This window comes from Arthrobacter sp. UYEF3 (assembly GCF_040546245.1).
GTDB lineage: Bacteria > Actinomycetota > Actinomycetes > Actinomycetales > Micrococcaceae > Arthrobacter.
The window spans coordinates 1-25,817 of record NZ_JBEPNK010000009.1 but is presented as its reverse complement, the minus strand read 5'-3'; the positions used below and the strand labels follow the sequence as shown (position 1 = coordinate 25,817).

Sequence of the window (25,817 nt, the reverse complement as noted above, 5' to 3'; positions counted from 1 at the left end):
GTGCTTTCTCGGCGACTGCTACTGAGATGCCACCCAAGTCGCCGAACGGCGCCCCGAGAATGCCACGAATCGGCCGGAACCCAAGGAGTTCGGAGGTTCACAGACCCGGTCGATTGTGTTCCCATAAGGGGTGAGTCCGTTGAGATTGGGGTCTGGCGGACAGAATTGCAGGAGTCACATCGTGGGAAAACACTGGGGAAACTCATCGAGTGAGCAGTCCAAAAGTCCGGGGGTCGTCGCCCGCGCTCTGGCATTAACCGCGGGCATCGCCCTTGCCGTGCTGGTCATCGGGGTCCCGGCCCCCGTGGGCATCTCAGCGCGGGTGGCGCCGCAGTTGCCGCCGCCCGCCGGATCGGTTGGTCCCGGATTCCTGGAGTCCGGGTCTGATGCGCCGGCCGGTGCGGGAAGTCCTGCCGGGGTGACGCCCGATGCGCTGACCGCTGACCGCCGTGCCGCTGTTTCCTATGCGCGGACCACGGTCCAGACCGCGTCCAGAAACGGTATCGCCGAGCTCCGTCTGGCGGCCGCCGGTCTGTCGCGTCCGGCGCAGGGGTTCCTGATGGCTCCGCTCGAAACGCTGGTGGAGACCTCCCCGTTCGGTTTGCGCACCAGCCCGGTGACCGGTGCCGCCGGGGAATTCCACTGGGGCCAGGATTTCGCCGCGCCGTGCGGTACCCGGGTCTATTCGGCCGACGCCGGTGTGGTGCGCGCCGTCGGATGGCACCCCTGGGGTGGGGGCAACCGGGTCGAAATCGACCACGGCAACGGCCTGATCACCACCTACAACCATCTGCAAGGCATCGCGGTGAAGAAGGGTCAAACGGTGGGAGTGGACGAGCTCATTGCCAAGGTGGGCACCACCGGCTCTTCCACGGGATGCCACCTCCACTTCGAGACGATCCTCAACGGCTCGCACACTAACCCCCTGAACTGGACCTTCGTTCCCACCCGCCAGGTGGACCGGCTCGACGACCTCCAAATGGTCAGCTACGAGCCCGGCGCCAGCGGCACTGGCAGCACCGGTTCCGACTGGGCCGTCCCCGTCACCGGAGATCCCGCCCATGGAGTCACCGGCAGGGTGCAGGAGACTCGCGTTCCGGTGGCTTCGGGGGGCCCCGCTGCCACTCCCACGCCGCCGCCTGCAGTCGCGGCTGCGCCAAAAGCGACGTCGACGCCGAGACCCCCGTCAAGCACAACTGTCACGGGCGCCACACCGCCGCGGACCGCCGCTCCCACTCCGCCCTCGACGGTTCCGCCGACGCAGACGCCGAGCCCCGCACCGTCGACGGTTCCGCCGACGCAGACGCCGAGCCCCGCACCGTCGACGGTTGCGCCGACGCCGACGCCGACGCCGAGCCCCGCACCCCCGGCCGGCGCGACGCCGACGCCGCCCACCGTGACGCCTACCGTGCCGGCTTCAATGCCCACGACCGCCCCTGCGGTGACGCCCTCGGCGACAGCGCCCGTGCCGACACCACCTGCGGCTGCTCCTAAGGTGACGGTCACCAAGAAGCCGACGCCCACGACTGCCCCCGTGATTACGCCCTCGGCGACAGCTCCTACGCCGGCACGAACCGCCACGGCAGCCTCCACGGTGACGGCCACGACGAAACCAACAACCACGTCCGCCCCGGCGGTGACGCCCACGGCGGCCCCAGCGCCCTAGTCCGAAGCAACCGGCCCACCCATACCGCCGTGCCCCGGCACCGAACTACAGTGTGAAAGATCACGCACCCTAGTTCGAGGAACGCACCCATGCCCTCCCTGCATTCAATCCCACTAACCCTCAATGACGGCACCGAAACGGACTTCGGCCGGTTCAGCGGCCAGGTGGTGCTGGTGGTGAACGTGGCATCCCAGTGCGGGTTCACGCACCAGTACGCCGGGCTCGAGGCCCTCCACAACAAGTTCCGCGAGGAAGGCTTCACGGTGCTCGGTGTCCCGTGCAACCAGTTCGCCGGGCAGGAGCCTGGTGCCGACGCCGAAATCGCCGAGTTCTGCGAACGCAACTTCGGCGTGACGTTTCCGCTGACCACCAAGGCCGACGTCCGCGGCAAGAACCAGCACCCGCTCTATGCACAGCTGACCCGGTTCAAGAACGGACCTCTGCCTGGACTTGTGAAATGGAACTTCGAGAAGTTCCTGGTGAACGGCGACGGTGAGATCGTGGGCCGCTTCGCGCCGACCGTCGAGCCCGATGCGCCCAAGGTAATCGAAGCGGTCCGACGGGCGCTCGGCTGAGCAGTAGCCGGTCAGCGTCACCTCTCCGAGGCCCAACCGGGGGACGCCGGCCCCCGACGAAACGACCGGATTAGCAAGAGGACAACGGCCCCCTACCCCAAAGTAGGCCCACCGCCTAGACTGGCGGCACCCTCCGATGTTCCGGGCCTCCCCGCGGGCGCAGACGCGTCCGACGTCGGCAGCGCAGCCGGGACAGGCTTGTGGAGGGCGCATCAGAACGCTTCGTGAATCACAATTGGGCACTCAACAATGGGGTCCGTGAAACCAGGAGGAAAGTGATGACAGGAAACAAAGCCGTTGCCTACAAAGCGCCAGGAAAAGTCGAACTCATCGACATTGACTACCCCACCTTCGAACTCAAAGACGGCCCGGGGGTCAACCCCGCCAACGTCGGCCGACAGGTGCGCCATGGCGTGATCCTCAAAACCGTTGCCACGAACATCTGCGGCTCGGACCAGCACATGGTCCGCGGCCGCACCACCGCCCCGGCCGACCTGGTGCTCGGCCACGAAATCACCGGCGAGGTCGTCGAAGTCGGGCCGGACGTCGAGTTCATTAAGGTGGGGGACATCTGTTCCGTCCCTTTCAACATCGCCTGTGGACGCTGCCGGAACTGCAAGGAGCGCAAGACCGGAATCTGCCTCAACGTCAACCCGGACCGGCCGGGCAGCGCCTATGGGTACGTTGACATGGGCGGCTGGGTGGGCGGCCAGGCCAACTACGTGCTGGTTCCGTATGCGGACTGGAACCTGCTGAAGTTCCCGGACAAGGATCAGGCCCTCGAAAAGATCATGGACCTGACCATGCTGTCGGATATCTTCCCGACCGGTTTCCACGGCGCCGTCACCGCCGGCGTCGGCGTGGGTTCTACGGTCTACATTGCCGGCGCGGGGCCCGTCGGTCTTGCCGCTGCCACGAGCGCGCAGCTGCTGGGCGCCGCCGTCGTGATTGTCGGCGACATGAACGAAGACCGGCTGAAGCAGGCACGCAGCTTCGGCTGCGAAACCGTCGACCTGTCCCAAGGCGGACCGGCGGAACAAATCGAGCAAATCCTCGGTGTGCCGGAAGTCGACTGTGCTGTTGACGCGGTCGGCTTCGAGGCCAAGGGGCACGGCCACGACGCCAAGGAGGCTCCGGCCACGGTGCTGAACTCCCTGATGGAACTCACTGCGGCCGGCGGTGCGCTCGGCATCCCCGGGCTCTACGTCACCGGCGACCCGGGCGGCGTGGACGAGGCGGCCAAGAAGGGCGCGCTCTCCCTGAGCCTCGGCACCGGCTGGGCCAAGTCGCTGAGCTTCACCACCGGCCAGTGTCCGGTGATGAAGTACAACCGTGGACTCATGATGGCGATCCTGCACGACAAGGTTCAGATCGCGAAGAACGTCAACGCCAAGGCGATCCCGCTTGAGGACGCACCGAAGGGCTATGCCGAGTTCGACGCCGGCGCGGCCACGAAGTACGTGCTCAACCCGAACGGCTACCTGAGCTAGCCGAAACATATCCGAGTAGTCCACTTCCGGCGGGCACAACCGGTATCTACCGGAGCAAGTATGTGCCCGCCGGAATACCCGGTTACTGCCCGTCTTCAGACATGCCTACGTGACTTTGCGCCCTGCCGGCCGAATGTCTGGTTGGATAGATATTACTGAGAGGGACGCTGGGGGCCACCGCCCCCACCCAACCAGGAAGGTTGCAATGGAGTTCATCGAGGCCGAGCACCCCCGGCCACGCCATTTCCTACTCCACTTAAGTGATCCCCATCTGCTGGGCGGACCGGATCCCCTCCACGGCGTGGTGGACAGCGACTCCCGGCTCAGGCAGCTCTTCGATGAAGTCCGCGCTTCCGGCGCGCACCCCGAGGCCGTGATCTTCACCGGCGATCTGGCGGACCGCGGGGAGGCGGAGGCGTACGCGAAGCTGCGCGCCATCGTGGACCCTGCCTGCAAGGCGATGGGCGCCAAGGTCATTTGGGCCATGGGCAACCACGACAACCGGGCCAACTTCCGGGCCGTGCTGCTTGACCAGCAGGCCGACGGCGCCCCCGTGGATCACAGCTACTTCATCAACGGCCTGCGGATTATTACCCTGGACACCACGGTGCCCGGCTTCCACCACGGCGAGCTAAGCTCCGAGCAGCTGGAGTGGCTGGCCGCCGAGCTCTCCACTCCGGCGCCCGACGGCACTATCCTGGCCCTCCACCACCCGCCGATTCCCTCCGTGCTGGACCTTGCCGTGCTAGTCGAACTTCGCGGCCAGGCCGCTCTCGCGGGGGTGCTGCGCAACTCCGACGTACGTACAATCCTCGGCGGGCACCTGCATTATTCAACGACTGCCATGTTTGCCGGCATCCCCGTCTCCGTCGCCTCGGCCTCGTGTTACACCCAGGATCTGAACGTTCCCGTCGGCGGCACTAGGGGGCGGGACAGTGGCCAGTCGTTCAATCTGGTCCATGTCTACGAGCACACGATCGTGCACTCCGTGGTGCCGCTGGGGGACACCCTGCCCGCAGTGGGAGAGTTTGTCACCGCCGAGGAAGCCCGACGTCGGATTGCCGCGGCAGGCATAAGCTTTCCGCGGCAGGCCAGGCTGGAGGATCCGGCGAACGCTCCCGGCCACCGGCGGATCAGCACCCGGAACTAGCACCCGGCTGCTGCCGCCGTTTGCTGTCCGGCCGTTGCTGCTGGCCCGCTACTTCTCCCAGGGCGCCTTGATCGGGAAGTAATTGTCCAGAAAATCCGTCACGAGCTTGGCGCGTTCCTCGGCCGGCACCTCCGGAAAACTCCCGTCGTTGAGGCAGAAGAAATCCACGTTCCGCTTGGAAAGCAGCTTGGGCAGGTAGTTGAGACCGGCGCGGGCCGTCGTGTCCACGTACCTGACCTTGGCCGCAGTCTGGGTCACGGCCCGGCCGGTCAGCAGCGCGTAGTAATGATAGAAAGAATTCGTCACGGAGATGTTGTCCGCGGCCCGGAACCTGCTGGCCGCTGTCTTGGCGAACTCGGCGGGGAACTCCTGCTCCATTTGTGCCGCCACACTCCGCCGCAGCGGTGCTGCGCTGTGCTCCAGATGCCGGGTGGTAATCCGACCGAAGCGGTCCCAGAGAAGCTTCCGGTTCACCCGGGCCGCGTTCTCGAAGCCGCTGCGCTCGGCGTCGTTTTCGCCCAGCCCAATCCGCGTCTCCGCCTCGATGAATTTGGTGATCCCGCCAGGCGTGAAGAAGATGTCGGGTCCCACGGCTCGGCCAAAAAACATGTCGTCATTGGAATACAGGAAGTGCTCGGACAGGCCCTCGATGTGGTGGAGTTGGCTCTCCACGGCCTGGGAGTTGTGGGTCGGCAGCACTGAAGGGTCGGCAAAGAACTCCTCGCTGCGGACGATTGTCACGCCCGGGTGCTCTGCAAGCCAGGACGGCGCAGGCGAGTCGGTCGCGATGAAAATCCGGCGGATCCACGGAGCGAACATGTAGACCGAGCGCAGCGCGTACTTCAGCTCGTTGATCTGCCGGAAGCGGGCCTCGTGGTCGTCCCCCTCGCCCACGACAACCCCGGCCATCCGGGCACGCCGTGCCGCCACGTACTCGGGCGAACTGCCGTCCACCCAGGAGAACACCAGATCGACGTCGAAGCTGATGTCGCTTGCGTGGTCGGCGAACATGTTCTCGATGGTGGGCCACGTGTGTCCGTAGCGTTCAACGGTGCCGCGCACGGCGTCCTGGGCCAGCAGGGTCCGCCTGGTCAGCGAGTTTTCGATCGGCAGGATCAACTGATCGCCTTCGAAGCTCCAGAGCTCCAACTGGACGCCGGCCGAAGCCCCGAACTCGAGGCCGCCCTGCGGCTCCACCCGGGGCCGGTACAGCCGGAAGATCCGGCCCTGACGGTTGGGCGAAAGCTCGCCGTCCGCCACCAACACCGAGGACTTCTTTTTGGCGTCCACGGTCATGGAGTAAAACGGTTCGTCCCGGCAGGCCTCGACCAGGGCGGTGCGGAGTTGCCGGCGGTATTTCCAGTCCACCGCAATGACCGGACGGTCGTTGTTGCCGCGCACCAGCAGGTAGTCCAGTTTCGCCTCGGCCAGCACGGAACGCAGGAACAGCAGGTCCTCCACCATGGCCTGGTACGGCGTGCGGTTTTCATTGATCAGCGCGTACCGGCCGTGCCGGCGGACGACGTCAGGGCGCGTCCGGAGCCTGGCGACAGCTGCCGGCGAAGTTACTTCCGCATGCGCCGGTGTCTCCTCACCGGCCTGGCTGCCGTAGTAGATCTCATCCTGGATCAATGCTTCTGTAATGTCGTATCTCCGAGCGTTTGAAGGTGCGTGGATCTCTACTTGCATGATAACGTGCGGCGCAAAACGGCCCGGTGACGAGCTCTCAACCGGCCAGGGCGTCGCGCCAGCGGCGCAGAAACGCTGCCCCGGCGTCATCGTGGATGACCTCGTCGCCCAATCCCAGGTCGGCGGCGGTCAGGACCGTGTACGGCTTGACCGGAATGCCATCGGCGGGACGGACGTCAACGTGTTTCACCGGGTGCTCGTGGTGGTGCAGCCAATCCGCCATGGCGTAGTCCGTACGCGAGTCGCCCATTGTCCGCCAGGCCAGAGGGGTGATCCCCTGGGCCGCCAGCAGTTCGACCGCCCGGCTCGCACCCAGATCCTTGCCCAGCCGGACGGACTCGATGTCGGTGGAGATGATGGTGGGGTCCACTCGATAGTCGATCTGGTCGTCGCTGTTCGGGGCGTGGTGGTCCAGCCGTACCACGCCCAGGCCGTGGCGGCCCATCAGTTCCATGGCGTCGGCGTCGAACAGCGCTTGTTCGTCACGGTAATCGGCATTGGCGACGGAGATGTGCTGCTCCACGGAGACCATCGCCCGCTTGGTTTCGTCGTAGAACATGTGGGTGGCGTAGTCCTCCGCGACCAGCCGGCGGACGTCGTCCCCGAAGGCCTTCGGGACGGCGAGTTCACGGTCCACATGGACGGGGCCGGCTCCGGCGGCGGTGTAGCTGAACCACACGGCGCCCTTTTCGCAGATGGCGTGGACGACGAGTCCCTCCGGTATCCCGGCGGCGATCATCGGCTCCATCACCTGTTCGCGGATGAAGGCATCCGAACGGCCGGTGTTGAAGATGACCGGGATCCCGGCGGCCGCCAATGCCAGGAGGTCAGCGATGATGCCCGGCTGGACGGTGCGGGTGAGCGGACTCGCCACGGGGCCGTCGACGTCGAGCAGCAGAGCCAGCGGCGGAGCCGCGGGGGGTGTGGTGGAAGTCCCGGATGCAGTCATGCGTCCATTCTCTCAGCAGCGCCGCTACTCCGGCTGCGCTGGACCGGCGGCGCCCATCCGGACACTGCAGTCACAGATGGTCACTGTTTGGCCACAACCTTCCCCGCCGTGGCCGCGCGGATTCCCCTGGCCGGGGAACTTCCTTAAGCTTGCATGGTGATCTTCAAAGCTGTGGGCGAGGGACGCCCTTACCCCGACCATGGTTTCAACACGCCGAAGGACTGGGCGGCGCTGCCGCCGCGTCCGGTCCGCTTGGACGAACTCGTGACCACCAAGCGAACCCTGGACCTTGAGGCGTTGCTGGCCGAGGACTCGACCTTCTTTGGCGACCTCTTCCCGCACGTGGTGGAGTTCCGCGGCGTGCTGTATCTCGAGGACGGCCTGCACCGGGCGGTCCGGACTGCCCTGCACCAGCGCACCGCGATCCACGCCCGCGTCCTGGTGATAAGTGGCTAGGAAGCCGAAGGACCCCACCGTCCTGCACGGGCACCGCATCATTACCGGCTCCGACCTGCGGGCGGCCTTCGTGGAGCAGGACGGGCTGGATAACCCGGTGCGGATGCGGCGCCGCATCCTGCACGGAGTGGTCCTGGTGCTCCTGGTCGGGCTGCTTGCCGCCGGTGTCGTGGTTGCACTGGCAATCATGAACGGCCAGATCAAGATCCCGACGGCTGAACGCAGCCAGGCGGCGTCGCTGTGCCCGGATGCGTCGTTCGACTACACGCCGCACGACAAGATCAAGCTGAACGTCTACAACTCCACGGGCCGTCCCGGGCTGGCCCGGACGGTGGCCGGTGAGTTCCTGGCCCGCAAGTTCGTGGTGGGTGCGGTGGGCAACACCCAGTCCGGCTACCGCGGGGTGGCGCTGGTAGTGTCCGGCGCCGCCGGGCAATCCGCGGCGTTCAGCGTCCAACGCAACCTCCCGGGCTCGGACTACGTGCAGGACGGCCGCAACGACCCCAGCGTGGATGTCATCCTCACCGGAGACTTCAAGTCGCTGGCCACTCCCGATCTCGTGGACCAGACGCCCGGCAAGCTCAGCTGCCCGCGGGAAACCCGCCGTGTGGCGGACGATCCCAAATGGCCTGTCGTGCCGACAGTCGTGCCGGCCAGCCCCAACCCCTAAGCTGCCGGCGCAGCGGTGCGGAGGGGGCGGCCGGCGTCGTCGAATCTTGCTCCGGCGCCCAGTTGGATGAACCGCACGGTCCTGGTGATCCGGGCCTCAGCGTCCGAATCCGCGCCGGCCCCGTCGCCCCGGGCCGCACTCGAGGAGAGGGTGCCGTGGATGAGCTGGGCCAGCTGGGTGATATCCGCCGCGGGAAGATAGCCCTGGGCCATTCCGTCGCGCAGGATGCCTTGCAGCAGCAGGCTGAGTTCGCCCACATGGTCCGCCAGCTTGGCAAACGACGCGGGGGACAGGACTGCTCCCATCGCGGGCCCGGGCGGCAGGTGGCGCCGGCTCAGGTCGGCCACTTGGGCGCGCACGTAGAGGGCCAGCCGCTCCACGGGGTTTCCCAGCGACGCGAGCGAATCCCGCAGTTCGACGAGGAAGCGCTCGGTCTCGTCCAGGGCGTAGGCGATCAAGAGCTCTTCGATGTCCGCATAGTAGTTGTAGACCGCGGTGCGGCCGATCCGGGCATGCCTGGCTACATCGGTCATGGTCAGGCCCGGCAGGCCGTGGGTGAAGAGGAGTTCCCCGAACGCCGTCAGGATGCGTCGCTGGGTCTCGGCGCGTTGGGCGGCGTTGCTCGCGGCCGAAATCCTGGGCATAGGGACACTTTAGCGCCATCTGTCAGTAAAGGGTCAGCCCACGTGCAGCCCGCCCGAGGCACATTGACAGTTCCGTCGGTATACGCGCTTTTTTCTCTTGCTGGTCGAGATTCTCTCCCAAGTTAGTTGATGCGCGGCCGTACCCGGATCGGCTGATGCAACTCTGACCTGCACCGCGGTCTGCACCAGGGGCGCTCTCCGGGCCCGATCCAGGGCATCAAAACCGTAAGGAGAGTCCACAATGACGGCGTCGCCGCCGTGTGTCCGGAGAGTCCGGCTAAACCCTGGCCGGCCGATGGCTTGGCCTAAATGGATGAATGTCTTGCCCTGGCGACTTTGTGGGCCGTGCGCTTGCAGCCAGCCCCGGCGCGGACGCCGCGTTGAGTATCGCCATCCGCGCCGCCCGGCGTTTCCGTTGTGGGAACTCACGGCCGACGAACTGGCCGTGAGGTTACGTAGCCAGGCACCGCGCATCCACGATCTGGCCCCGGACTCAGCCCTGGCGACCGTCGACGCCTGATACCGGGGCAACATCGAGAACAAGAGTCCTGCCCCGTCCCGGTGCGCGGCACTGAGCGGCTCACGCGACAGCACGAGCTACGGGCCGGCCGTTACTGGCCACACGGCCTTGGGCTTGGCCCAGCGCGGAATTTGCATCATCTTGGGCCTCGCCTAATGGTATTGACGCCTACGCGGAAGGGCGTGCGCATCGAGTTCCTCAAGGAGCGCGTGGTCTTCACGGGCGAGGATTCCCGATGGTGAACCTGATCCTCCCCGTCACCGGCGCCTTTGCCGAGTTCGAACGGGCCCTGATCGGGGAACGCCAGCGCGAAGGGATAACCCTGGCCAAGGCCGCGGCGCCTACCGCGGACGCAGGAAAGCGCTCTTGCCCGAGAAGGCGGCCGAGCTGCGGATGCGGGGGAGCATAAGACCGGCAACGGCGTCGGCAGGGGACCACAGGCACATTTTCAGCCCGGAACGGGCGCCCCGCAAGGGGCACATTGGCTAGATGGGCGGTTCAGCCGCCGCTCTGAGCTCGCGGAGTTCGTCCTGGACTGCACGGGACGGCCAATGATCACCCGTCAGGTCCTGAATCCGGTTTTGATGCGCTGCCGGGAAGAGCTTCTCAAGCAGTCCTGCCGCGTGAAGGAGTGCGATCAGCGCACGGGTACCGGGATCGGTTTCCGCGTGAGCAGTTTGTGCGGGATCCGGATCCGCGGCAGAGGGACCGGATGCCGGCTCGGCCTGGCCATCGCTTAGCGCCGCCTCAATCCTCTTCAGGAGCGCTGCCTCTGGAGCATGGTCCTTCTCGGGGTACCGCACGATCTTGAACACGCCGAGGTGCTTGTCGCTGACTTTATCCACGATGCCGCGAGAGGCCAGGCTCTCGTAGACACGTTGCACTTCGGCGCGACCCTCCAGCATTGAGACCCACCTTTCGGGAGAGTGCGGACGGGATTTGTGGCGGATGATCTCCAGCTCGTGCTGGAGATGCGTTTGCGGCTCTGTACCGGTGGCCCGGACATTTTTCCCCTGCAGTTCGATTGCGCCAAGCAGGTCCAGCTCGGCCAGGATTGCCCCCGCCACAGCGATCCTCAGTAAGTAGGCCGGCAGCTCGGGTTCGCCGTCGATGTCATTCGTTGCCAGGATGAGGAAGGCCTGTGGAAGGCTTAGTTCCTCGGCCTCAGGTGTTTGAGCATCCATAAGATCATGTTCCCCCCGTCAGGCGTCCACCACAACCAGTCTCGTTGATCCATCGAAGATGCCTGTAGAGGGCGACGAGGCCCACTCCTTGGCGCGGGTGCGAGTTTGAACCACGCTTCACCCATGGCGATGGTCAGGGCCTTGGCTTCGGGGGAGCGGGTGACGGCGCAGCCACCGTTGTTGGAACGGACGATCACGGGCCGGCCCTCCAGGGCGGGGGTGAAGGCCCGCTCGGCGGAGACGTAGAGGCAGTTCACATCCACGTGCGCGATCTGCGGCAGCCGCCGCATGAGACCCGGCTTAGCCACGGCCGGGCCTTAGATGTAATGGAGGCAGCGGGTGGCGACGCCCCACACCGCCAGATCGGATAGGGACGGTACCCGGATGTCCGGGTACCGGGGTTCTCGGCCTGCAGCACGACCCCGGTGCTCGTGATCCGGAGCCAGTTGATGGTCAGCTTTGGGCGCCCTCCTGGTGGCCTCGGTTGCTTCCGGCCAGCTGGTCAGCCGCACCGGCCGCTACAAGTGGATGCCGATTGTTGGCGGCCTCCTGGTCGCCGTCGCACTGGTGCTGCTTTCCACCCTGAAGCCGGAGGCGCCGCTCTGGAAAATCTGCGCCTACCTTGCCGTGACGGGCCTGGGCCTGAGCACGCAGATCATGGTGCTGATCGTGCAGAACTCCTTCCCGCTGCGGGAGGTGGGCACCGCTACGGCGTCGAACAACTTCTTCCGCCGTTTCCGGGGCCGGTCGGCCATTGACTCAAAGGATCACGCCCCGGAAACGCCGCCGAATCTCACCCGGGCATGCCGATTTCGATGGCGCCCTAGGTTGATGGCAGCCCCGGACTCAGACGGCGCAGCCGACCGGTCCGCAGGCCCCGCTGTCCGGGCCGTCCGCGCCGGCGTCAACCATCACAAGCGGGTGGCTTTCCTGCCACGCCTGCTCTAGGGCTGCGGTGAAGGTCTCGGCAGGCTGGGCGCCCGAGAGCCCAAACTTGCGGTCGATTACGAAGAACGGCACTCCGCTGACGCCCAGGGCGCGGGCCTCCGCGAAGTCCTGCCGGACGTCATCGGCGTACTTGTCCGAGCTGAACAGCTCGTCCACCTCGGACGCGTTGATCCCGAGGTCCAACCCCAGCGAAGTGAGGTAGTCGCGGCTGCCGATGTCGCGCCCATGCTCGAAGTGGTCGCTGAGCAGCCGTTCCTTGGCGGCCGACTGCTTTCCGTGCGCGGCGGCGAGATGGATCAGTCGGTGGGCGGTGAAGCTGTTGGCAACCACGACGTCGTCAAAACGGTAGTTGAGGCCCTCGCCGCTTGCCTGGGCCGCCACGTGCTCGAACATGCCGGCGACCTGGGCCGGGGCCATGCCTTTGCGGGTGCTCAGGTAGTCCAGTTCGGTGCCGTCGTAGTGCTCCGGCAGGCTGGGGTCCAGCTGGAAGCTACGCCACTGCACCTCTACAGCAGCGCGGTGCGGGAACGCCGCGAGGGCGGTTTCAAAGCGGCGCTTGCCGATGTAGCACCAAGGGCAGGCCACGTCGGACCAGATCTCAATCTTCATGCTGTGGACAACCTTGCCGGGTCCGGGCTCATTCCCGCGAGGGCGGAGCCGCAGTCAGGGCGTCATGCGGCGCGCCATGACGTAGTCGTGTTCCACGGTGGTCCCCAGCCTGAACGACTTGGTGCCGACCTTGCGGAAGCCGGACTTCTCGTAAAACCTGATGGCTCGGGCGTTCCGGCTGTTTACGCCGAGCCAGAGGCTCGCGGCTCCCGCACCCGCGGCCGCGGCGATGCTGGCCTGCATCAGTTCGGCCGCCGCACCCAGGCCGTGATGGTCCGGGTGGACGTAGCACTTGCTCAGTTCCGTGCCGGGCGTCCCGCCCAGGGCAGCGGTCACATCGGGATCCTGCGGAGGCCGGGCCACCAGCAGGCTATAGCCGCGAAGTTCCCCTGACTGATCGATCACCAGCACCGTGACGTCAGGATCGGCAAGGTATCCCCGGAAGTTGGTTTCGCCGAGTGTGTTTGCCAGGTGCGCGGCGATGTCCTCCGGTCGGGACTCCGGCGGGCAGGCCAGCGGGAAGGTGATGGCTGCGAGGTCTGCCAGCGCGCCGGCGTCGTCGGCCGTGGCCCTCCGGATGTGGTGCGTCATGCCCAAGATGCTAGTCCGCAAACCGCGCCGCCGGGCCCTCGTGAAGTGCGGTTCGTCATGTTCCGGCGGATGCGGCGCGGGGCCGCGGCGGCGCGTGATAGGCATGGGACTGATGAAAACATACTTACGTCCGGTCGTCAGGCCGCGGGCTGCCGGGTGAGCGCGCTGGCGAGGATCCCGCGCGGCGGGCTGCTGATGATCGCGATCGGGCTCATCGCCCTCAACATGCGGGGGCCGTTCGTGGCGGTCGCGCCCGTGGTGGGCGCCATGCAGCGCGATCTGGGGTTCTCGCCGGTGGAGATCGGCTACCTGACGGGCATCCCGGTGCTCTGCTTCGCGCTCGCCGCGCCGCTGGCCTCGCTGGCCGGCCGGAAGCTCGGGCCGGAGTTCGCGATCACGCTGACCCTGCTGGGCGTGCTGCTCGGCGTCATGGTCCGTTCCGCTGGCGGCGGCGCGCTCGTAATGCTGGGCACCGTGATCCTGGGCGTGGCCATCACAATCGGGAACATCGTGGTACCGCTGATCATCCGCCGCGACTTCAGTCCGGCCAAGCAGGGCGCGGCCATGGGCACCTACACCGCCGCGTTGAACATCGGCTCCTTCGCCACCTCCGTGATTACGGCGCCGCTGGCGGAGTTGCTGGGCTGGCGTCCGGCCATCGCGGCCTGCGCCGTCTTTGCGGTCGCGGCAGCTGCTGTGTGGGTTCCGGCCGCCGGCAGCAGATCGTACCGGCCCCAGGCGATCCCCGGGACGGACCTCACCCGAGCTTCGAGGCGGCCGGCGTCCCGCTGGATTACCGTGGCGCTGACCGTGGGATTCGCCGGCCAGGCGTTCTCCTACTACGGGGTAACCGCCTGGCTGCCCAGCCTCCTTTCCGACGAACTGGGCCTGGCGCCGTCGGCGGCCGGGGCCGGCTCCTCGCTGTTCCAGATCCTGGCAATTACGGGTAGCCTCGGCGTGCCCTTCGCGGCGCGCATCGCCAGCACGACGACGGTCGGACTCACTCTCGGGGCGCTGTGGCTGACGGTGCCGGTGGGGCTGCTGCTGGCGCCCGAGTTGTGGTGGCTGTGGTCATCCTTCGGCGGGGCTGCGCAGGGCGGCGGTATCACCCTGATCTTCACCGCCATCATCCGGCTTGCCCGCGACCAGGCGTCGGCAGGCCGGCTGTCCGCCGTCGTGCAGGGGGCAGGCTACTCCTTCGGAGCCGTGGCGCCCACGCTGCTGGGTTACGTGCACGGCGTCTCTGACTCATGGACCGGGCCGCTGCTGATGATCCTGGGCTCCGTGGCCATGTTTATCCTGGGGTGTGCACTGTCCCTGCGCCACGTCCCGAAACCGCATTAGCTGAACAGCACTGGCTGTCCGGGACGCTAACTAATTTAATGTGAGTCTGCGGCTCCGATCAACGAGCCCGCATGCGTTGGCAACGAGCTCGGCGGTATTGGATGACCCCAGGCTCCAATCCGGGCAGCAGCCCCGGGGCGCAGTATGTAGCCCCGGCCACGCCGTCCGGTGTTCGACGCCGTTGGGGTGGTGTTGCCGGTTGACGGGGGTGTATTCCGCTGCCGGGCCGCCGCCCCGGATCTCGGGGGCCCTGTTGCGAAGGGTATGGCAGCCCGGCAAACGGAATTCTGGAAAGCCGGGTCCGGCCGCCGTAAGCGGCGGCCGGACCCGGGCGGCTATACCGCCAGCAGGCCGGCGTCGTCGGTGATCGCCCCGTCGGCGCCGTCGCGGGCTTCGTGCAGGAAGCGGTCGTAGGCCGGCAACGTCAGGAAGGCGGGGAACTCGTTGCTCAGCGTGACCTCCTCGAAGATGTCCCGGGCATCGGCGAACCGGTCGCCTTCGAAGCGTTCTAGCCGAGCGAATTCCTCGTCCAGCATGTCTTCCACCCCCTCGAGGGTGATGACGTCGCCCGCGTCCGTGATAGCCCGGGAGAAGATCCACTGCCACAGCTGTGAGCGGGAGATTTCGGCGGTGGCGGCGTCCTCCATCAGGTTGTGGATGGCCACCGCGCCGTTGCCGCGCAGCCAGGACTCGATGTACCGGATGCCGACCTCAATGTTGTTCCGTACGCCCTGCTCGGTGATCGTTCCCGTGGTGGAGGAAAGGTCGATCAGCGCGCGTTCGTCCGGGGTGACGTCCTCGCGGAGGCGGTCCAGCTGGTTCGGACGGTCGCCGAGCACGCCGTCGAACACCTCGCGGCACACCGTCACCAGGTCCGGGTGCGCCACCCAGGAGCCGTCGAAGCCGTCGCGGGCCTCGCGGGTCTTGTCGGCGCGGACCTTCTCGAAGGCGATGGCGTTGGCTGCCTCGTTCTTCCGGTTGGGGACGGCCGCTGCCATGCCGCCGATCGCCATGGCGCCGCGTTTGTGGCAGGCCCGCACCAGCTGCTCGGTGTAGGCGCGCATGAACGGCTGCGTCATGGTGACCTGGCCGCGGTCCGGCAGGACGAAACGCGGGCCGCGGGTACGGAAGTTCTTGATCAGCGAAAAAATGTAGTCCCAGCGGCCGGCGTTTAGTCCGGCGGCGTGCTCGCGCAGTTCGAAGAGGATCTCCTCCATCTCGAACGCCGCGGTGATGGTCTCGATCAGCACGGTGGCGCGGATGGTGCCCTGAGGGATGCCCAGCAGGTCCTGGGCCAAGACGAAGATGTCGTTCCACAGCCGCGCCTCGAGGTGGCTCTCGATCTTCGGCAGGTAGAAGTACGGCCCCTTGCCCTGGGCTATCAGCCGGCGGGCGTTGTGGAAGAAGTACAAACCGAAGTCCACGATCCCGCCGGCCACGGGGGTGCCATCAATGAGCATGTGCTTTTCCGGCAGGTGCCAGCCGCGGGGCCGGACCACGATTGTGGGCAGCTGCTCGGCCGCGCGGAGCCTGTACTCCTTGCTGTTATGGCCGTCGTTTGACGTGAAGTCGATCCTTCGCTCCAGCGCATCGGTGAGGTTGAGCTGGCCCTGGATGACGTTGCGCCAGGACGGCGTGGAGGAGTCTTCCATGTCCGCGAGCCAGACCTTGGCGCCGGAGTTCAGCGCATTGATGGTCATCTTCTTGTCCACCGGGCCGGTGATCTCCACGCGGCGGTCTTCCAGGCCCGGCGCCGGGGGAGCGACGCGCCAGTCCGGGTCGTTGCGGGTGGATTCAGTTTCGGGAAGGAACCGCGGATCCTGGCCCCTGCTGATTTGCTGGCGCCGCTCCTGCCGCGCCCGCAACAGCTCCTGCCGTCGCGCCGCCGTCGCCTTGTGCAGCTTGGCCACGAATTCCAGGGCGTCGGGCGTGAGCACCTCTTTCTGCCGGCAGATGGGCTGCGCGGTCAGCGTGATCCCGTTGATGGTGAAGTTGTCGGTGAAGCTGTTCATCGGAGTATCTCCTTGAATGTCCCTCGTTGCCCTACCACTTATGGTCCCCACGGGCGTCCAATGAGGACCATAAGTGATAGGGCAGCGGGCGGGAAGCGTTAGTGGAACTGGCCTTCTTCGGTGGATCCCACCAGGGCCAGGGTGGATGCGTTCGGGTTGAGCGCGGTGGCGATGTCGTCGAAGTAGCCGGTGCCGACTTCGCGCTGGTGCTTGGTGGCGGTGTAGCCGCGGGACTCAGAGGCGAATTCCTTCTCCTGCAGCTCGACGTAGGCGCTCATGCCTTCACGGGCGTAACCGTGGGCGAGGTCGAACATCGAGTAGTTCAGGGCGTGGAAACCGGCCAGGGTGATGAACTGGAAAGTGAAGCCCATGGCGCCGAGTTCACGCTGGAACTTCGCGATCGTGGCGTCGTCGAGGTGCTTGCGCCAGTTGAACGACGGCGAGCAGTTGTAGGAGAGCATCTGGTCCGGGAACTCGGCCTTGACGGCCTCGGCGAACTTGCGGGCCAGCTCCAGGTCCGGGGTGCCGGTCTCCATCCAGATGAGGTCGGAGTACGGTGCGTAGGCCTTGGCGCGGGCAATGCAGGGTTCGATTCCGTTGCGGACCTTATAGAAGCCCTCCGGGGTACGGACCGGCTGTCCGCCTTCGCGGAGGATGAATTCCTGGTCACGCGGATCGACGTCGGAGGTGATCAGGGTGGCTGCTTCCGCGTCGGTGCGGGCGATGATAATGGACGGGGTGCCGGCGACGTCGGCGGCCAGGCGGGCGGCGTTCAGCGTGCGGACGTGCTGCTGGCTGGGGATCAGGACCTTGCCGCCGAGGTGGCCGCACTTCTTCTCCGAGGCGAGCTGGTCTTCCCAGTGCACGCCCGAGGCGCCGGCCTGGATCATAGACTTCATCAGCTCGTAGGCGTTGAGCGGGCCGCCGAAGCCGGCCTCGGCGTCGGCCACGATCGGGACCATCCAGTCCTCGACGGTCTGGATGCCTTCGGAGAACTCGATCTGGTCCGCCCGGAGCAGGGCGTTGTTGATGCGGCGGACCACCGTCGGCACGGAGTTGGCCGGATAGAGCGACTGGTCCGGGTAGGTGTGGCCGGAGTTGTTGGCGTCGGCGGCGACCTGCCAGCCGGAGAGGTAGATGGCGCGGAGCCCGGCCTTGACCTGCTGCACGGCCTGGTTGCCGGTCAGGGCGCCGAGGGCGTTGGTGTACTGGCCTTCCTTATGCTCCTCGGTGAGCTGCTTCCACAGCTTCTCGGAACCGCGGCGGGCCAGGGTGTGTTCCTCGGAGACCCGGCCGCGGAGTCGGACGACGTCGGAAGCCTTGTAGTCCCGAGTGACACCTTCCCAGCGCGGGTTGGCAGCCCACTCGAGCTCCAGGGCTGCGGCTTGGTCGCTTGACGTGTCCTGGCCGGACGGCTGCTGGGTGGGCTCAAATGCTGCAGTCATTGCTGATCTCCTTCATGGGGCCCGGTGACCGGCCTGTGCTGCGACTCTGCAGCTCCAAGCCGGCGGCTCCGGTGCGGTGGTTCTTTCCGTAAGATCTACTTTTCTGTACTTTCGAGGGGCTCTCTAGACCAAGACCGTGGAAAGAAATGCACTTCTTCGCGTATTCTCAAGAAATGCACCCCGCCAGCTGGAACCGCCCCGCCTCATCAGCCGCCTCACCCGCCGCCCCGGAGGTGGACGTGATCAGCATGGGCCGCCGCGTCCGGCACCTGCGCAAGGCGGGCGGTCTGACCCTCGATGACCTGAGTGCCGCCGTCGGCACCGCCCCGAGCCAGCTGAGCCTGATCGAAAACGGGAAACGCGAGCCCAAGCTCGGCCTGCTCCAGCAACTCGCGGCGGCGCTCAGCGTTAGCATCGACGAACTGCTCGGCGCCGAACCGCCCAACCGTCGGGCAGCCCTGGAAATAGAACTGGAACGCTACCAGCGCAGCCCGATCTACGAGTCCTTGAAACTGCCGAAAATCCGCATCAGTTCGCGTCTGCCCATGGACGTGCTGGAGTCCATGGTGGGGCTGCAGCATGAGCTGGAACGCCGTCTCAACGAACAGGTTGCCACACCGGAAGAGGCCCGCCGCGCCAACGGAGAGCTGCGGGCCATGATGCGCGAACGCAACAACTACTTCCCGGAGTACGAGGCCGAGGCGCAGAAGGTCCTGGCCTCGGTGGGCCACACGTCCGGCCCGCTGTCCCACCACGTCATCGCGGACGTTGCAGGGCATCTTGGGTTCAGCCTGCACCATGTCAGCGACCTGCCGCATTCCACTCGTTCCGTAACGGACCTGAAGAACCGCAGAATTTACCTCACGCAGAACGCCCGCAGCGACCACGACCCCCGTTCGGTGCTGCTCCAGGCCCTGGGCCACTACGTGCTGGGCCACCAGACGCCCACGAACTACGGGGATTTCCTGATGCAGCGCGTCGCCACGAACTACTTTGCCGCAGCGCTGCTGCTGCCGGAGCAGGCCACTGTGGAGTTCCTGCAAAAAGCGAAGCAGGCCAAGGAAATCGCGGTGGAAGACATCCGGGACGCGTTCGCGGTGTCCTACGAGACCGCCGCGCACCGCTTCACCAACCTCGCCACCCAGCATCTGGACCTCCGCACGCACTTCCAAAAGACCCACCAGAGCGGCATTATCTACAAGGCCTATGAGAACGACGGCGTGACGTTCCCACAGGACCATACGGGCGCGATTGAGGGCCAGTTCTCCTGTCGGAACTGGACCTCCCGGGTGGTGTTCGACGTGCCGGACAAGTTCAGCGCGTACAACCAGTACACCGATACGCCGGCCGGTACCTACTGGTGCACGGCGCGGACGGAGCGCTCCGCAAACGGTGAGTTTTCGCTCTCCGTGGGGGTGCCCTACGCCCAGGTGAAGTGGTTCCGCGGTCGCGACACCACGGAGCGGTCCAAGTCGACCTGCCCGGATGAGAGCTGCTGCAAACGTCCGCCGGCCGCCCTGGCCTCGGAATGGGCCGGCAACGCGTGGCCCTCGGCCCGGGCGCACTCGCATCTCCTCGCCGCAATGCCGCCCGGCGCGTTCCCCGGTGTGGACGAGACCGAGGTTTACTCGTTCCTGCAAGCTCACTCCGGCAGCTGAACTTCCGGACTAGGAGATTCTGAGATGCAAAGCGATATCGGGCCCTTCAGCACAGGTCCTGCTCCCGGCGACACAGAGACACCTGTCGGAAGGCCGGCGGGAAGAGCGGCGGCCACCAGAACTGGTTAGGTCTCAACCGAAGGGTTTCCTGCCGGGGCAGGTACTCCTCGGTATCGACCTGCGCGGCGCCCGACGACGCGGCGCAAGGTCCGCCACGGCTGTCACAATCCGTTTCCGGACACTTTCTGGCCGGATTTAGCGAAAATGCCTTGACAGTGTCGTACATCACTCGTACCTTGATTGTGGGATCCCAAATTGGGATCCCAAAACAACGAAGTAGCTGGTCCGCTCCCGTTTGTATGCGAGTTTCAGCTTTTGTCCCCCGTGCCACGGGCCGATTCCCTTGCCCTCCCGGCGCGTCCGTTCTCATTCGTACCTTTCCCCATCCGTAAACTTCCCCGTGAAGGAGAAGCTGTGTCCATTCCACACACCGAAACAGCGGCGACGTCCCTTGAAGGCCCGTCCACAGATGCCACCACGCTCGAACCACAGAAGGACGGGGTGCAGCGCCGCACCAACGTCCGCTGGAAAATGTTCCTGCTCCTGCTGGTCCTCGTCGCCGTGAATTACATCGACAGGGGTTCCATCTCGGTGGCCCTGCCGATCATCCAGAAGGAATTCAATCTCGCCCCGGAGCTGGTCGGCCTGCTGCTGTCCGCCTTCTTTTGGACCTATGCCCTGATGCAGATCCCGGTCGGATTGTTGATTGACAAATTCGGGCCCCGCAGGGTTATGACCGCGTCCTGCATCGGCTGGGGTGCGGCTACGGCAGCCTCCGGTATGGCGGGCGGCTTCCTGAGCATGTTCATCGCCCGCATGGGCATCGGCGTCACCGAGGCGGGCGTGATGCCCGCCGGCGGAAAGCTGAACGCCATCTGGATGCACAAATCCGAACGCGGCCGCGGTGCCACCATTCTGGATGCAGGCGCTCCCCTCGGCGCCGGGCTCGGCGGCATCCTTATCGCAGGGCTGATTGCATCGACCGGCAGTTGGCGCTGGTCCTTCGTGGTTGCGGGGGCTGCCACTGTGCTCATGGGCCTGGCCGTCTGGTGGTACGTAAGGGACAATCCCCGCGAACACCGCGGCGTCAACGAAGCCGAAGCCGCCTACATCGAGGCCTCCCACGCAGCAGAGGACGCTGAGGCGAAGCTCGACGGCAGCCAGGGCAAAAGGGCCTTGCTCCCTTACTTGAAGTTCCGGTCTTTCTGGGCCATGTGCTTCGGCTGGCTGGGCTTCAACGGCGTTTTTTACGGGTTGCTGACGTGGGGGCCGCTGTATCTGGCCCAGGCCAAGGGTTTTGACCTTAAGACCATCGGCTGGTCCACCTTTGTGATTTTCGGGGCCGGCTTTGTCGGAGAAATCCTCGGCGGCACCATCGCGGACAAGTGGCGCAACTCCGGAGCCTCAGCCAACGTCGTTATGCGGACCCTCCTGGGCATCTCCAGCGTCGTGGTGATCGGCGGACTCATCGGAGTGACCGTTGTTGCCGACTCGACGACCGCCGTCGTTCTGCTGTCCGTGGTGATGTTCTTCCTCCGCTGGGTAGGCTTGTTCTGGAGCATCCCGTCCATCCTCGGCGGCCGGACCAACGCCGGCGTCCTGGGCGGCGCCATGAATTTCAGCGGCAACATCGCCGGCTTCGTCACCCCGATAGCCGTGGGCCTGATCGTGGGCGCCACCGGTTCCTACACGTGGGCGCTGCTGTACTTCGTGGGATCCGCAATCATCATGGGCGCCTCGGTACTGACGCTGAACTACAACAAGCGCCTGCCTGTCTAAGCTAGCGAGATGCACCTGTTCCTGAAGCCGGGAACGCACTGCCACAAAAGAACCCGAATGGAGCATCATGCTTGCCGCAGAAAAATCCCAGGACAAGGAACGCCCCCTCCGCGAGGCTGTCCGGGATACGCTCCGCACGAGGATCTTTGAGGGGCATTACGTTCCCGGCACCAGGCTGGTGGAGCGGGACCTAGCCGCCGAGTTCAACGTGTCGCGGCTTCCCATCCGGGAAGCGCTGCGCATGCTTCGCCAGGAAGGTCTCATCAGTGACCGTGGTGCCCGCGGAGTCGAAGTCAGTACGCTGAGCCCCAAGGATGTCGAGGATCTCTTCGACGTCCGGCAGTCACTCGAGGTACTGGCTTGCCGTCTGGCCGCTGCCCGCGCCACCGCCGAAGACCTTGGCGGCCTCAAAAGTTTGCTGGACGAGGCCGACCGCTGCCTCGCCATGGGCGCGGTCATGGAGGCCCACCGGGCGAACAGCGAATTCCACGATGCCATCACCCGGATCGCGGACAACGGCTTCCTCAAGTCCGCGCTGGAACCCCTTCAGGGCCGGATGCACTGGCTCTTCCGCCATGTCAGCGACCTGCCGGAACTCATCGAAGAGCACCGGGCCCTCTATACCGCCATCGCCAGCGGCGACCCGGATCGCGCAGCCATCCAGTCGGCGTCGCACATCGACAAATATCGTGGCCAATTTCCGGAGGACTTCCGCCGGACAGAACCCACCCTTCATCGGAAGACCTTATGAAACTTCTTGTCATCAACCCCAATATCAGCGAGGACGTTACCGCCCTGATCGAAGCTGAGGCCCTGCGTTCTGCATCGGCTGGAACCGAACTCGTGGTCCGCACCGCCGGTCATGGTGTGGAGTACATTGAAACCCGTTTTGAATCGCTGATCGCAGCGGGCGCGGTGGCCGAAATTATTGCCGAACATACCCGGGTCCCGGGCCTGATCGACGGCGTCGTCGTGGCCGCTTTCGGCGATCCAGGCATGCCGGCGCTGAAAGAACTCGCCGATGTCCCCGTTATCGGGATTACCGAGGCGGCCCTCTGCGCGGCGGCCCTGCAGGGACACCGCTTCTCCATCATTGCCATCTCGAACCGGATCCGGCCGTGGTACCTGGACTGCGTGGAACGCTTCGGCCTTGGTGGCCGACTGGCATCGATCCGCTCCATCAACGAGTCCTTGAACGGGATCGGTTCCGTGCAGCAGGACTTCAAGGAAACCCTGCTGGCGCTGAGCCGGCAGGCCGTCGCCGAGGACGGGGCCGACGTCGTGATCCTTGCCGGGGCGCCGCTCGCCGGGCTGGCCCGCGAACTTCGAGGCCAGATCCCGGTTCCGGTGGTGGACGGCATCTCCGCCGGCATCCGGATGGCGGAGGCCGTCGTCGCCCTGGATTCCGGTCTCCACCGCGCCGGCGCATTCGCCCCGCCACCCATCAAAGGACGCAAAGGGCTCTCCGGAAACCTCGACGCCGCGCTTGCCGCCGCCCAGGAGACCGCCCTTAGTCCCGCACCCAGCACCCAGTCCATAGCTTCCCTCTAAGGAGGACACCGATGTCCCACCAGCCACATCTCGTTGTTGCCAACGCCACCGTGGTCAACGGCTCCGGCCGCCAGGCGGCCCATATCGTAATCCAGGATGGGCTGATCGCCGCTCTGGTTGATGCCGCGGAACCAGTTCCCGGCGCCGCCCGCACCATCGACGCCGCAGGAAAGCTCGTAATCCCCGGCGGCGTGGACGGTCACTGCCACGTGGCCCAGGTGACCGGCCGCTTCCGCACCCTGGACGACTACCGCACCACCTCCACCGCCGCACTCTGGGGCGGCACCACCACCATCATCGACTTCGGGATTCCACGCGACGCACAGGAAACCCCGCTCGCCGCCGTCCTGCACAAGAAGGAACTGGCCACCCAGTCCAGGTGCGATGTTGCCCTGCATGGAACTGTGATCAGCTGGGACGAAACCGTCCCCTGGCAGCTGGAACGGCTGGCGGCCGAGGGGGTGCGCTCCGTCAAGATGTACACCACCAACCGCGGCACCACCATGGCCGACGGAGACACCATTTTGAAGGTCATGCGGGAAATGGTCCGGCTGGACGGCCTCACCTACATCCACGCCGAACACGACCCGATTATCGCTGACTGCACCGAGCAGCACGCCCAGGACGGCCGGATCGGCATCGAACACCTGCACCGGACCCGCCCCGAGCTTGCTGAGGAAATCTCCGTCAAGGAGACCCTGGCCATGGCCGAATACACCACGGCACCCGTCTACTTCGTCCACCAATCAACAGCTGGCGCGGTGGACCTGGTGACCGAGGCAAGGAGCCGAGGAATCGAGGCTTACTCCGAGACCTGCCCCCACTACGTCACCCTGGACGATTCGGTTTATGGCTCGGCGTTTCCGGAATGGTTTGCCTGCTGCCCGCCCATGCGCAACCCGGAGACCGTCGCGGCCCTCAAGGAACGATTGGCTTCCGGGGCCATCCACACCATGTCTTCGGACCACTCCTGCTACGACCTCTCCCAGAAGCGGGAACGAACCGACGACATCCGCGAAATGCCCCACGGCCTCCCGGGCGTAGAAACCAGAATGCCGGTCACCTTCACCGCCATGACCTCCGCCGGGGCCAGCGTCGAAGACTTCGTGGAAGCGTTCTCCGCAGCACCGGCGCGTATAAACGCTGTTCCAGGCAAGGGCCGCATCGCGGAAGGATACGACGCCGACCTGGTCATCTTCGACCCCGCTGAAGAGCGCACCGTGGACGGCAACGCCCTCCACATGGGCACGGACTTCTCCCCGTTTGACGGCAAGGTACTGACCGGCTGGCCCGCCGCCGTCATTTCTGCCGGTCATGTGGTGCTCGATGCCGACGGTTTCCATGATCCAGGGGCCGTTGGCCGCTTCGTGGCCCGCGACGGCTTCCGGCAGCACCAGTCCAACGCCCCCTTCACGCACGCCGCCACTCTTTAGGAGACCCGATGCCATCAACATCCCGAGCCCGTCGGATCGGCATGATCGTGCCATCCTCAAACACCTGCCTTGAGCCCCAGACCTACCGCATCCTTGGGGACCGGAGGGACGTCACTATCCATTTCACCCGCATCCCTGTCACCCGGATAGCCTTGGACGACTCGTCGGACCGGCAGTTCGACCCGGCAGTCATGCGGGAAGCCGCGCAACTGCTTGCGACGGCGGACGTTGACGTGATCGCCTGGAACGGGACCTCCGGCTCCTGGCTGGGTGCGGCCCACGATCGGGAGCTGGTCCAGGAAATCACAGACGCCACCGGCGTCCCCGCCACCACCTCCACACTGGCGTATCTGGAAGCGTTCCGGACACTCGGCACGGAACGGATCGGCCTTTTCACTCCGTATACCGAGGATGTAAATCACGAGGTGATCGCTTCCTACGAGCGGGAAGGGATCAAGACAACCGGCCACCGGGCACTGGGCTTAAGTGACAACGAATCGTTCGCCCGAGTTACCGCGGAGGAGATGAGGCCCGGCTCCCTGGAACTCGCAGCTACTACCCCCGACGCCCTCGTGTACCTGTGCACCAACCTCTACGGCGCCGACATCACGGCCGAAATCGAAGAATGCACCGGAATTCCCGTCCTGGACTCCGTGGCCGTAACACTCTGGCACGCCCTTAAAATCGCGGGTGCACCCCTCCTGGACCCGCGCTGGGGCAAACTGCTGACGTAGCAAGAGCCATCGGCGACCTTCCGTAAACCACAACTTGAAGCGTCGATGACACCTCCCGGGGCGACCCTCTGGTGGCCCTCGTGCCTTCATACCAGCAACTATTTTGATCCGTATCAGCCCATATCCATACGGGCGCGTCACCGGGAGCTCTCCGGGTGACGCGCCCGTTGCGGCAAGAAGTTCCGCGCTTGAGCTCGTGCTGCATGGCAGTGCGTTTGCCGGACGGCGGCAGCGTCCCAAATGAAGGTCGTCCCAGCAGTTGCCCTCTGCGGGCCGATGACAGCCCTGTGGAATATCCGACGCTAGGGTTTTGCGGATCGTCGTTGTGGCCGGTATTTGCCGGATTGCTGTGGTTGGGTCGTGGCCAGGTGCAGTCTCCGGTGACGTTGATACCTTCCCAGCCAGGAGCGGAAGGAATTGCAACGGGTCCGGGTTTGTGGTGTTGCCCCGCTGTCCGAGGTGGTGATGGTGCGGTCGTGGCCAAGCGTTTTCCAGCAGCGCACGACGGCTGCAGTGAGGAGATTCAGCCCGCTGGCCCGATATCGCTGTTGTTCGACGGAACGGTTGTTAGGCGTCGCAGTGTTTGACTGTGGCGCCGTCGGTTTCTGTGACGACGGGCCGGGCACGAAAACGCCCCGCTGGTTGTTTCCGGCGGGGCGT

Annotated in this window: 23 protein-coding genes and 3 pseudogenes; 15 read left to right on the top strand and 11 right to left on the bottom strand. The window is 65.7% G+C overall.

The features are described from left to right. Positions 1 to 181 precede the first annotated feature (181 nt). The 4 genes from ABIB14_RS08410 (at position 182) to ABIB14_RS08395 (ending at position 4,881) form a co-directional block, all read left to right on the top strand. Positions 182 to 1,666 (top strand): M23 family metallopeptidase, encoded by a 1,485-nt coding sequence (locus tag ABIB14_RS08410; protein WP_354235426.1) that lies wholly within the window; start codon positions 182 to 184, stop codon positions 1,664 to 1,666. Between the two features lie 89 nt (positions 1,667 to 1,755). Beyond that, positions 1,756 to 2,241 (top strand): glutathione peroxidase, encoded by a 486-nt coding sequence (locus ABIB14_RS08405; protein WP_354235425.1) that lies wholly within the window; start codon positions 1,756 to 1,758, stop codon positions 2,239 to 2,241. Positions 2,242 to 2,519: 278 nt separating this feature from the next. Next, entirely contained in the window at positions 2,520 to 3,731 is a 1,212-nt protein-coding gene (gene fdhA / locus ABIB14_RS08400; protein WP_354235424.1) for a formaldehyde dehydrogenase, glutathione-independent, read from the top strand. A 205-nt stretch (positions 3,732 to 3,936) separates the two neighbouring features. Next, positions 3,937 to 4,881, top strand: a complete 945-nt coding sequence (locus ABIB14_RS08395) for a phosphodiesterase (RefSeq protein ID WP_354235423.1) — start codon at positions 3,937 to 3,939, stop codon at positions 4,879 to 4,881. Positions 4,882 to 4,929: 48 nt separating this feature from the next. On the opposite strand, the gene ABIB14_RS08390 is transcribed toward ABIB14_RS08395, so the two are convergent. Both ABIB14_RS08390 and ABIB14_RS08385 read right to left on the bottom strand, forming a co-directional pair. Continuing rightward, positions 4,930 to 6,570, bottom strand: a complete 1,641-nt coding sequence (locus tag ABIB14_RS08390; protein WP_354235422.1) for a stealth family protein — start codon at positions 6,568 to 6,570, stop codon at positions 4,930 to 4,932. 37 nt (positions 6,571 to 6,607) lie between these two features. After that, positions 6,608 to 7,519: a hypothetical protein gene (locus ABIB14_RS08385; protein ID WP_354235421.1), complete on the bottom strand. Its 912-nt coding sequence runs from the start codon at positions 7,517 to 7,519 to the stop codon at positions 6,608 to 6,610. Positions 7,520 to 7,675: 156 nt separating this feature from the next. Here ABIB14_RS08385 and ABIB14_RS08380 point away from each other — a divergent pair, with 156 nt between their 5' ends. Further along, on the top strand, positions 7,676 to 7,975 hold the full coding sequence (locus ABIB14_RS08380) for a type II toxin-antitoxin system VapB family antitoxin (protein WP_232084840.1): 300 nt from the start codon (positions 7,676 to 7,678) through the stop codon (positions 7,973 to 7,975). Then, positions 7,968 to 8,645 (top strand): LytR C-terminal domain-containing protein, encoded by a 678-nt coding sequence (locus tag ABIB14_RS08375; RefSeq protein ID WP_354235420.1) that lies wholly within the window; start codon positions 7,968 to 7,970, stop codon positions 8,643 to 8,645. Before ABIB14_RS08380 ends, ABIB14_RS08375 begins: the two co-directional genes overlap by 8 nt. Here the strand turns inward: ABIB14_RS08375 and ABIB14_RS08370 are convergent. Beyond that, a complete protein-coding gene (locus tag ABIB14_RS08370) occupies positions 8,642 to 9,289 on the bottom strand; it encodes a TetR/AcrR family transcriptional regulator (RefSeq protein ID WP_354235419.1) in 648 nt (215 codons plus the stop codon). The two genes, ABIB14_RS08375 and ABIB14_RS08370, sit on opposite strands and share 4 nt — an antisense overlap. A 755-nt stretch (positions 9,290 to 10,044) precedes the next feature. Here ABIB14_RS08370 and ABIB14_RS18755 point away from each other — a divergent pair. Next, positions 10,045 to 10,218 carry a recombinase family protein gene (locus tag ABIB14_RS18755; RefSeq protein WP_502909634.1) on the top strand — a complete coding sequence of 58 codons (174 nt, stop codon included), beginning with the start codon at positions 10,045 to 10,047 and terminating at the stop codon, positions 10,216 to 10,218. A gap of 76 nt (positions 10,219 to 10,294) precedes the next feature. Here ABIB14_RS18755 and ABIB14_RS08360 read toward each other — a convergent pair whose 3' ends face one another. From ABIB14_RS08360 to ABIB14_RS08350, 3 genes and pseudogenes are all read right to left on the bottom strand, one after another. Next, positions 10,295 to 10,993, bottom strand: coding sequence for a GOLPH3/VPS74 family protein (locus ABIB14_RS08360; RefSeq protein ID WP_354235418.1), 699 nt, complete (start codon positions 10,991 to 10,993; stop codon positions 10,295 to 10,297). A gap of 81 nt (positions 10,994 to 11,074) precedes the next feature. Next, a pseudogene (locus ABIB14_RS08355) lies at positions 11,075 to 11,283 on the bottom strand (Y-family DNA polymerase); the annotation flags it as partial. A 27-nt stretch (positions 11,284 to 11,310) separates the two neighbouring features. Beyond that, a pseudogene (locus tag ABIB14_RS08350) lies at positions 11,311 to 11,453 on the bottom strand (LexA family transcriptional regulator); the annotation flags it as partial. Here ABIB14_RS08350 and ABIB14_RS08345 point away from each other — a divergent pair. Further along, positions 11,453 to 11,941 (top strand): MFS transporter, encoded by a 489-nt coding sequence (locus ABIB14_RS08345; RefSeq protein ID WP_354235417.1) that lies wholly within the window; start codon positions 11,453 to 11,455, stop codon positions 11,939 to 11,941. The pseudogene ABIB14_RS08350 and the gene ABIB14_RS08345 overlap by 1 nt on opposite strands. On the opposite strand, the gene ABIB14_RS08340 is transcribed toward ABIB14_RS08345, so the two are convergent. Together ABIB14_RS08340 and ABIB14_RS08335 are read right to left on the bottom strand one after the other, a co-directional pair. Beyond that, positions 11,840 to 12,550, bottom strand: coding sequence for a DsbA family oxidoreductase (locus ABIB14_RS08340; RefSeq protein ID WP_354235416.1), 711 nt, complete (start codon positions 12,548 to 12,550; stop codon positions 11,840 to 11,842). The genes ABIB14_RS08345 and ABIB14_RS08340 overlap by 102 nt on opposite strands. A gap of 54 nt (positions 12,551 to 12,604) precedes the next feature. Continuing rightward, the gene (locus tag ABIB14_RS08335) at positions 12,605 to 13,141 is read right to left on the bottom strand and encodes a GNAT family N-acetyltransferase (RefSeq protein ID WP_354235415.1); all 537 of its coding nucleotides are present in this window, start codon (positions 13,139 to 13,141) and stop codon (positions 12,605 to 12,607) included. 195 nt (positions 13,142 to 13,336) lie between these two features. Here ABIB14_RS08335 and ABIB14_RS08330 point away from each other — a divergent pair, with 195 nt between their 5' ends. Next, positions 13,337 to 14,485 (top strand): MFS transporter, encoded by a 1,149-nt coding sequence (locus ABIB14_RS08330; RefSeq protein ID WP_354235529.1) that lies wholly within the window; start codon positions 13,337 to 13,339, stop codon positions 14,483 to 14,485. A 335-nt stretch (positions 14,486 to 14,820) separates the two neighbouring features. Here ABIB14_RS08330 and aceB read toward each other — a convergent pair whose 3' ends face one another. Together aceB and aceA are read right to left on the bottom strand one after the other, a co-directional pair. Beyond that, a complete protein-coding gene (aceB, locus tag ABIB14_RS08325; protein WP_354235414.1) occupies positions 14,821 to 16,497 on the bottom strand; it encodes a malate synthase A in 1,677 nt (558 codons plus the stop codon). Between the two features lie 98 nt (positions 16,498 to 16,595). Next, complete coding sequence (gene aceA, locus ABIB14_RS08320) at positions 16,596 to 17,942, bottom strand: isocitrate lyase (protein ID WP_354235413.1); 1,347 nt, start codon at positions 17,940 to 17,942, stop codon at positions 16,596 to 16,598. A 146-nt stretch (positions 17,943 to 18,088) separates the two neighbouring features. Here aceA and ABIB14_RS08315 point away from each other — a divergent pair, with 146 nt between their 5' ends. From ABIB14_RS08315 to ABIB14_RS08290, 6 genes are all read left to right on the top strand, one after another. Next, the gene (locus tag ABIB14_RS08315; RefSeq protein ID WP_354235412.1) at positions 18,089 to 19,600 is read left to right on the top strand and encodes a helix-turn-helix domain-containing protein; all 1,512 of its coding nucleotides are present in this window, start codon (positions 18,089 to 18,091) and stop codon (positions 19,598 to 19,600) included. Positions 19,601 to 20,074: 474 nt separating this feature from the next. Beyond that, positions 20,075 to 21,439, top strand: coding sequence for an MFS transporter (locus tag ABIB14_RS08310; RefSeq protein ID WP_354235411.1), 1,365 nt, complete (start codon positions 20,075 to 20,077; stop codon positions 21,437 to 21,439). Positions 21,440 to 21,506: 67 nt separating this feature from the next. Next, complete coding sequence (locus tag ABIB14_RS08305; protein WP_354235410.1) at positions 21,507 to 22,190, top strand: GntR family transcriptional regulator; 684 nt, start codon at positions 21,507 to 21,509, stop codon at positions 22,188 to 22,190. Further along, positions 22,187 to 22,990, top strand: a complete 804-nt coding sequence (locus ABIB14_RS08300) for an aspartate/glutamate racemase family protein (RefSeq protein ID WP_354235409.1) — start codon at positions 22,187 to 22,189, stop codon at positions 22,988 to 22,990. Before ABIB14_RS08305 ends, ABIB14_RS08300 begins: the two co-directional genes overlap by 4 nt. 11 nt (positions 22,991 to 23,001) lie before the next feature. Beyond that, on the top strand, positions 23,002 to 24,423 hold the full coding sequence (locus ABIB14_RS08295) for an amidohydrolase family protein (RefSeq protein ID WP_354235408.1): 1,422 nt from the start codon (positions 23,002 to 23,004) through the stop codon (positions 24,421 to 24,423). 8 nt (positions 24,424 to 24,431) lie between these two features. Continuing rightward, on the top strand, positions 24,432 to 25,157 hold the full coding sequence (locus tag ABIB14_RS08290; protein ID WP_354235407.1) for a maleate cis-trans isomerase family protein: 726 nt from the start codon (positions 24,432 to 24,434) through the stop codon (positions 25,155 to 25,157). Between the two features lie 302 nt (positions 25,158 to 25,459). Here the strand turns inward: ABIB14_RS08290 and ABIB14_RS08285 are convergent. Beyond that, positions 25,460 to 25,723, bottom strand: a pseudogene (locus ABIB14_RS08285) (Tn3 family transposase); the annotation flags it as partial. Positions 25,724 to 25,817 lie beyond the last annotated feature (94 nt).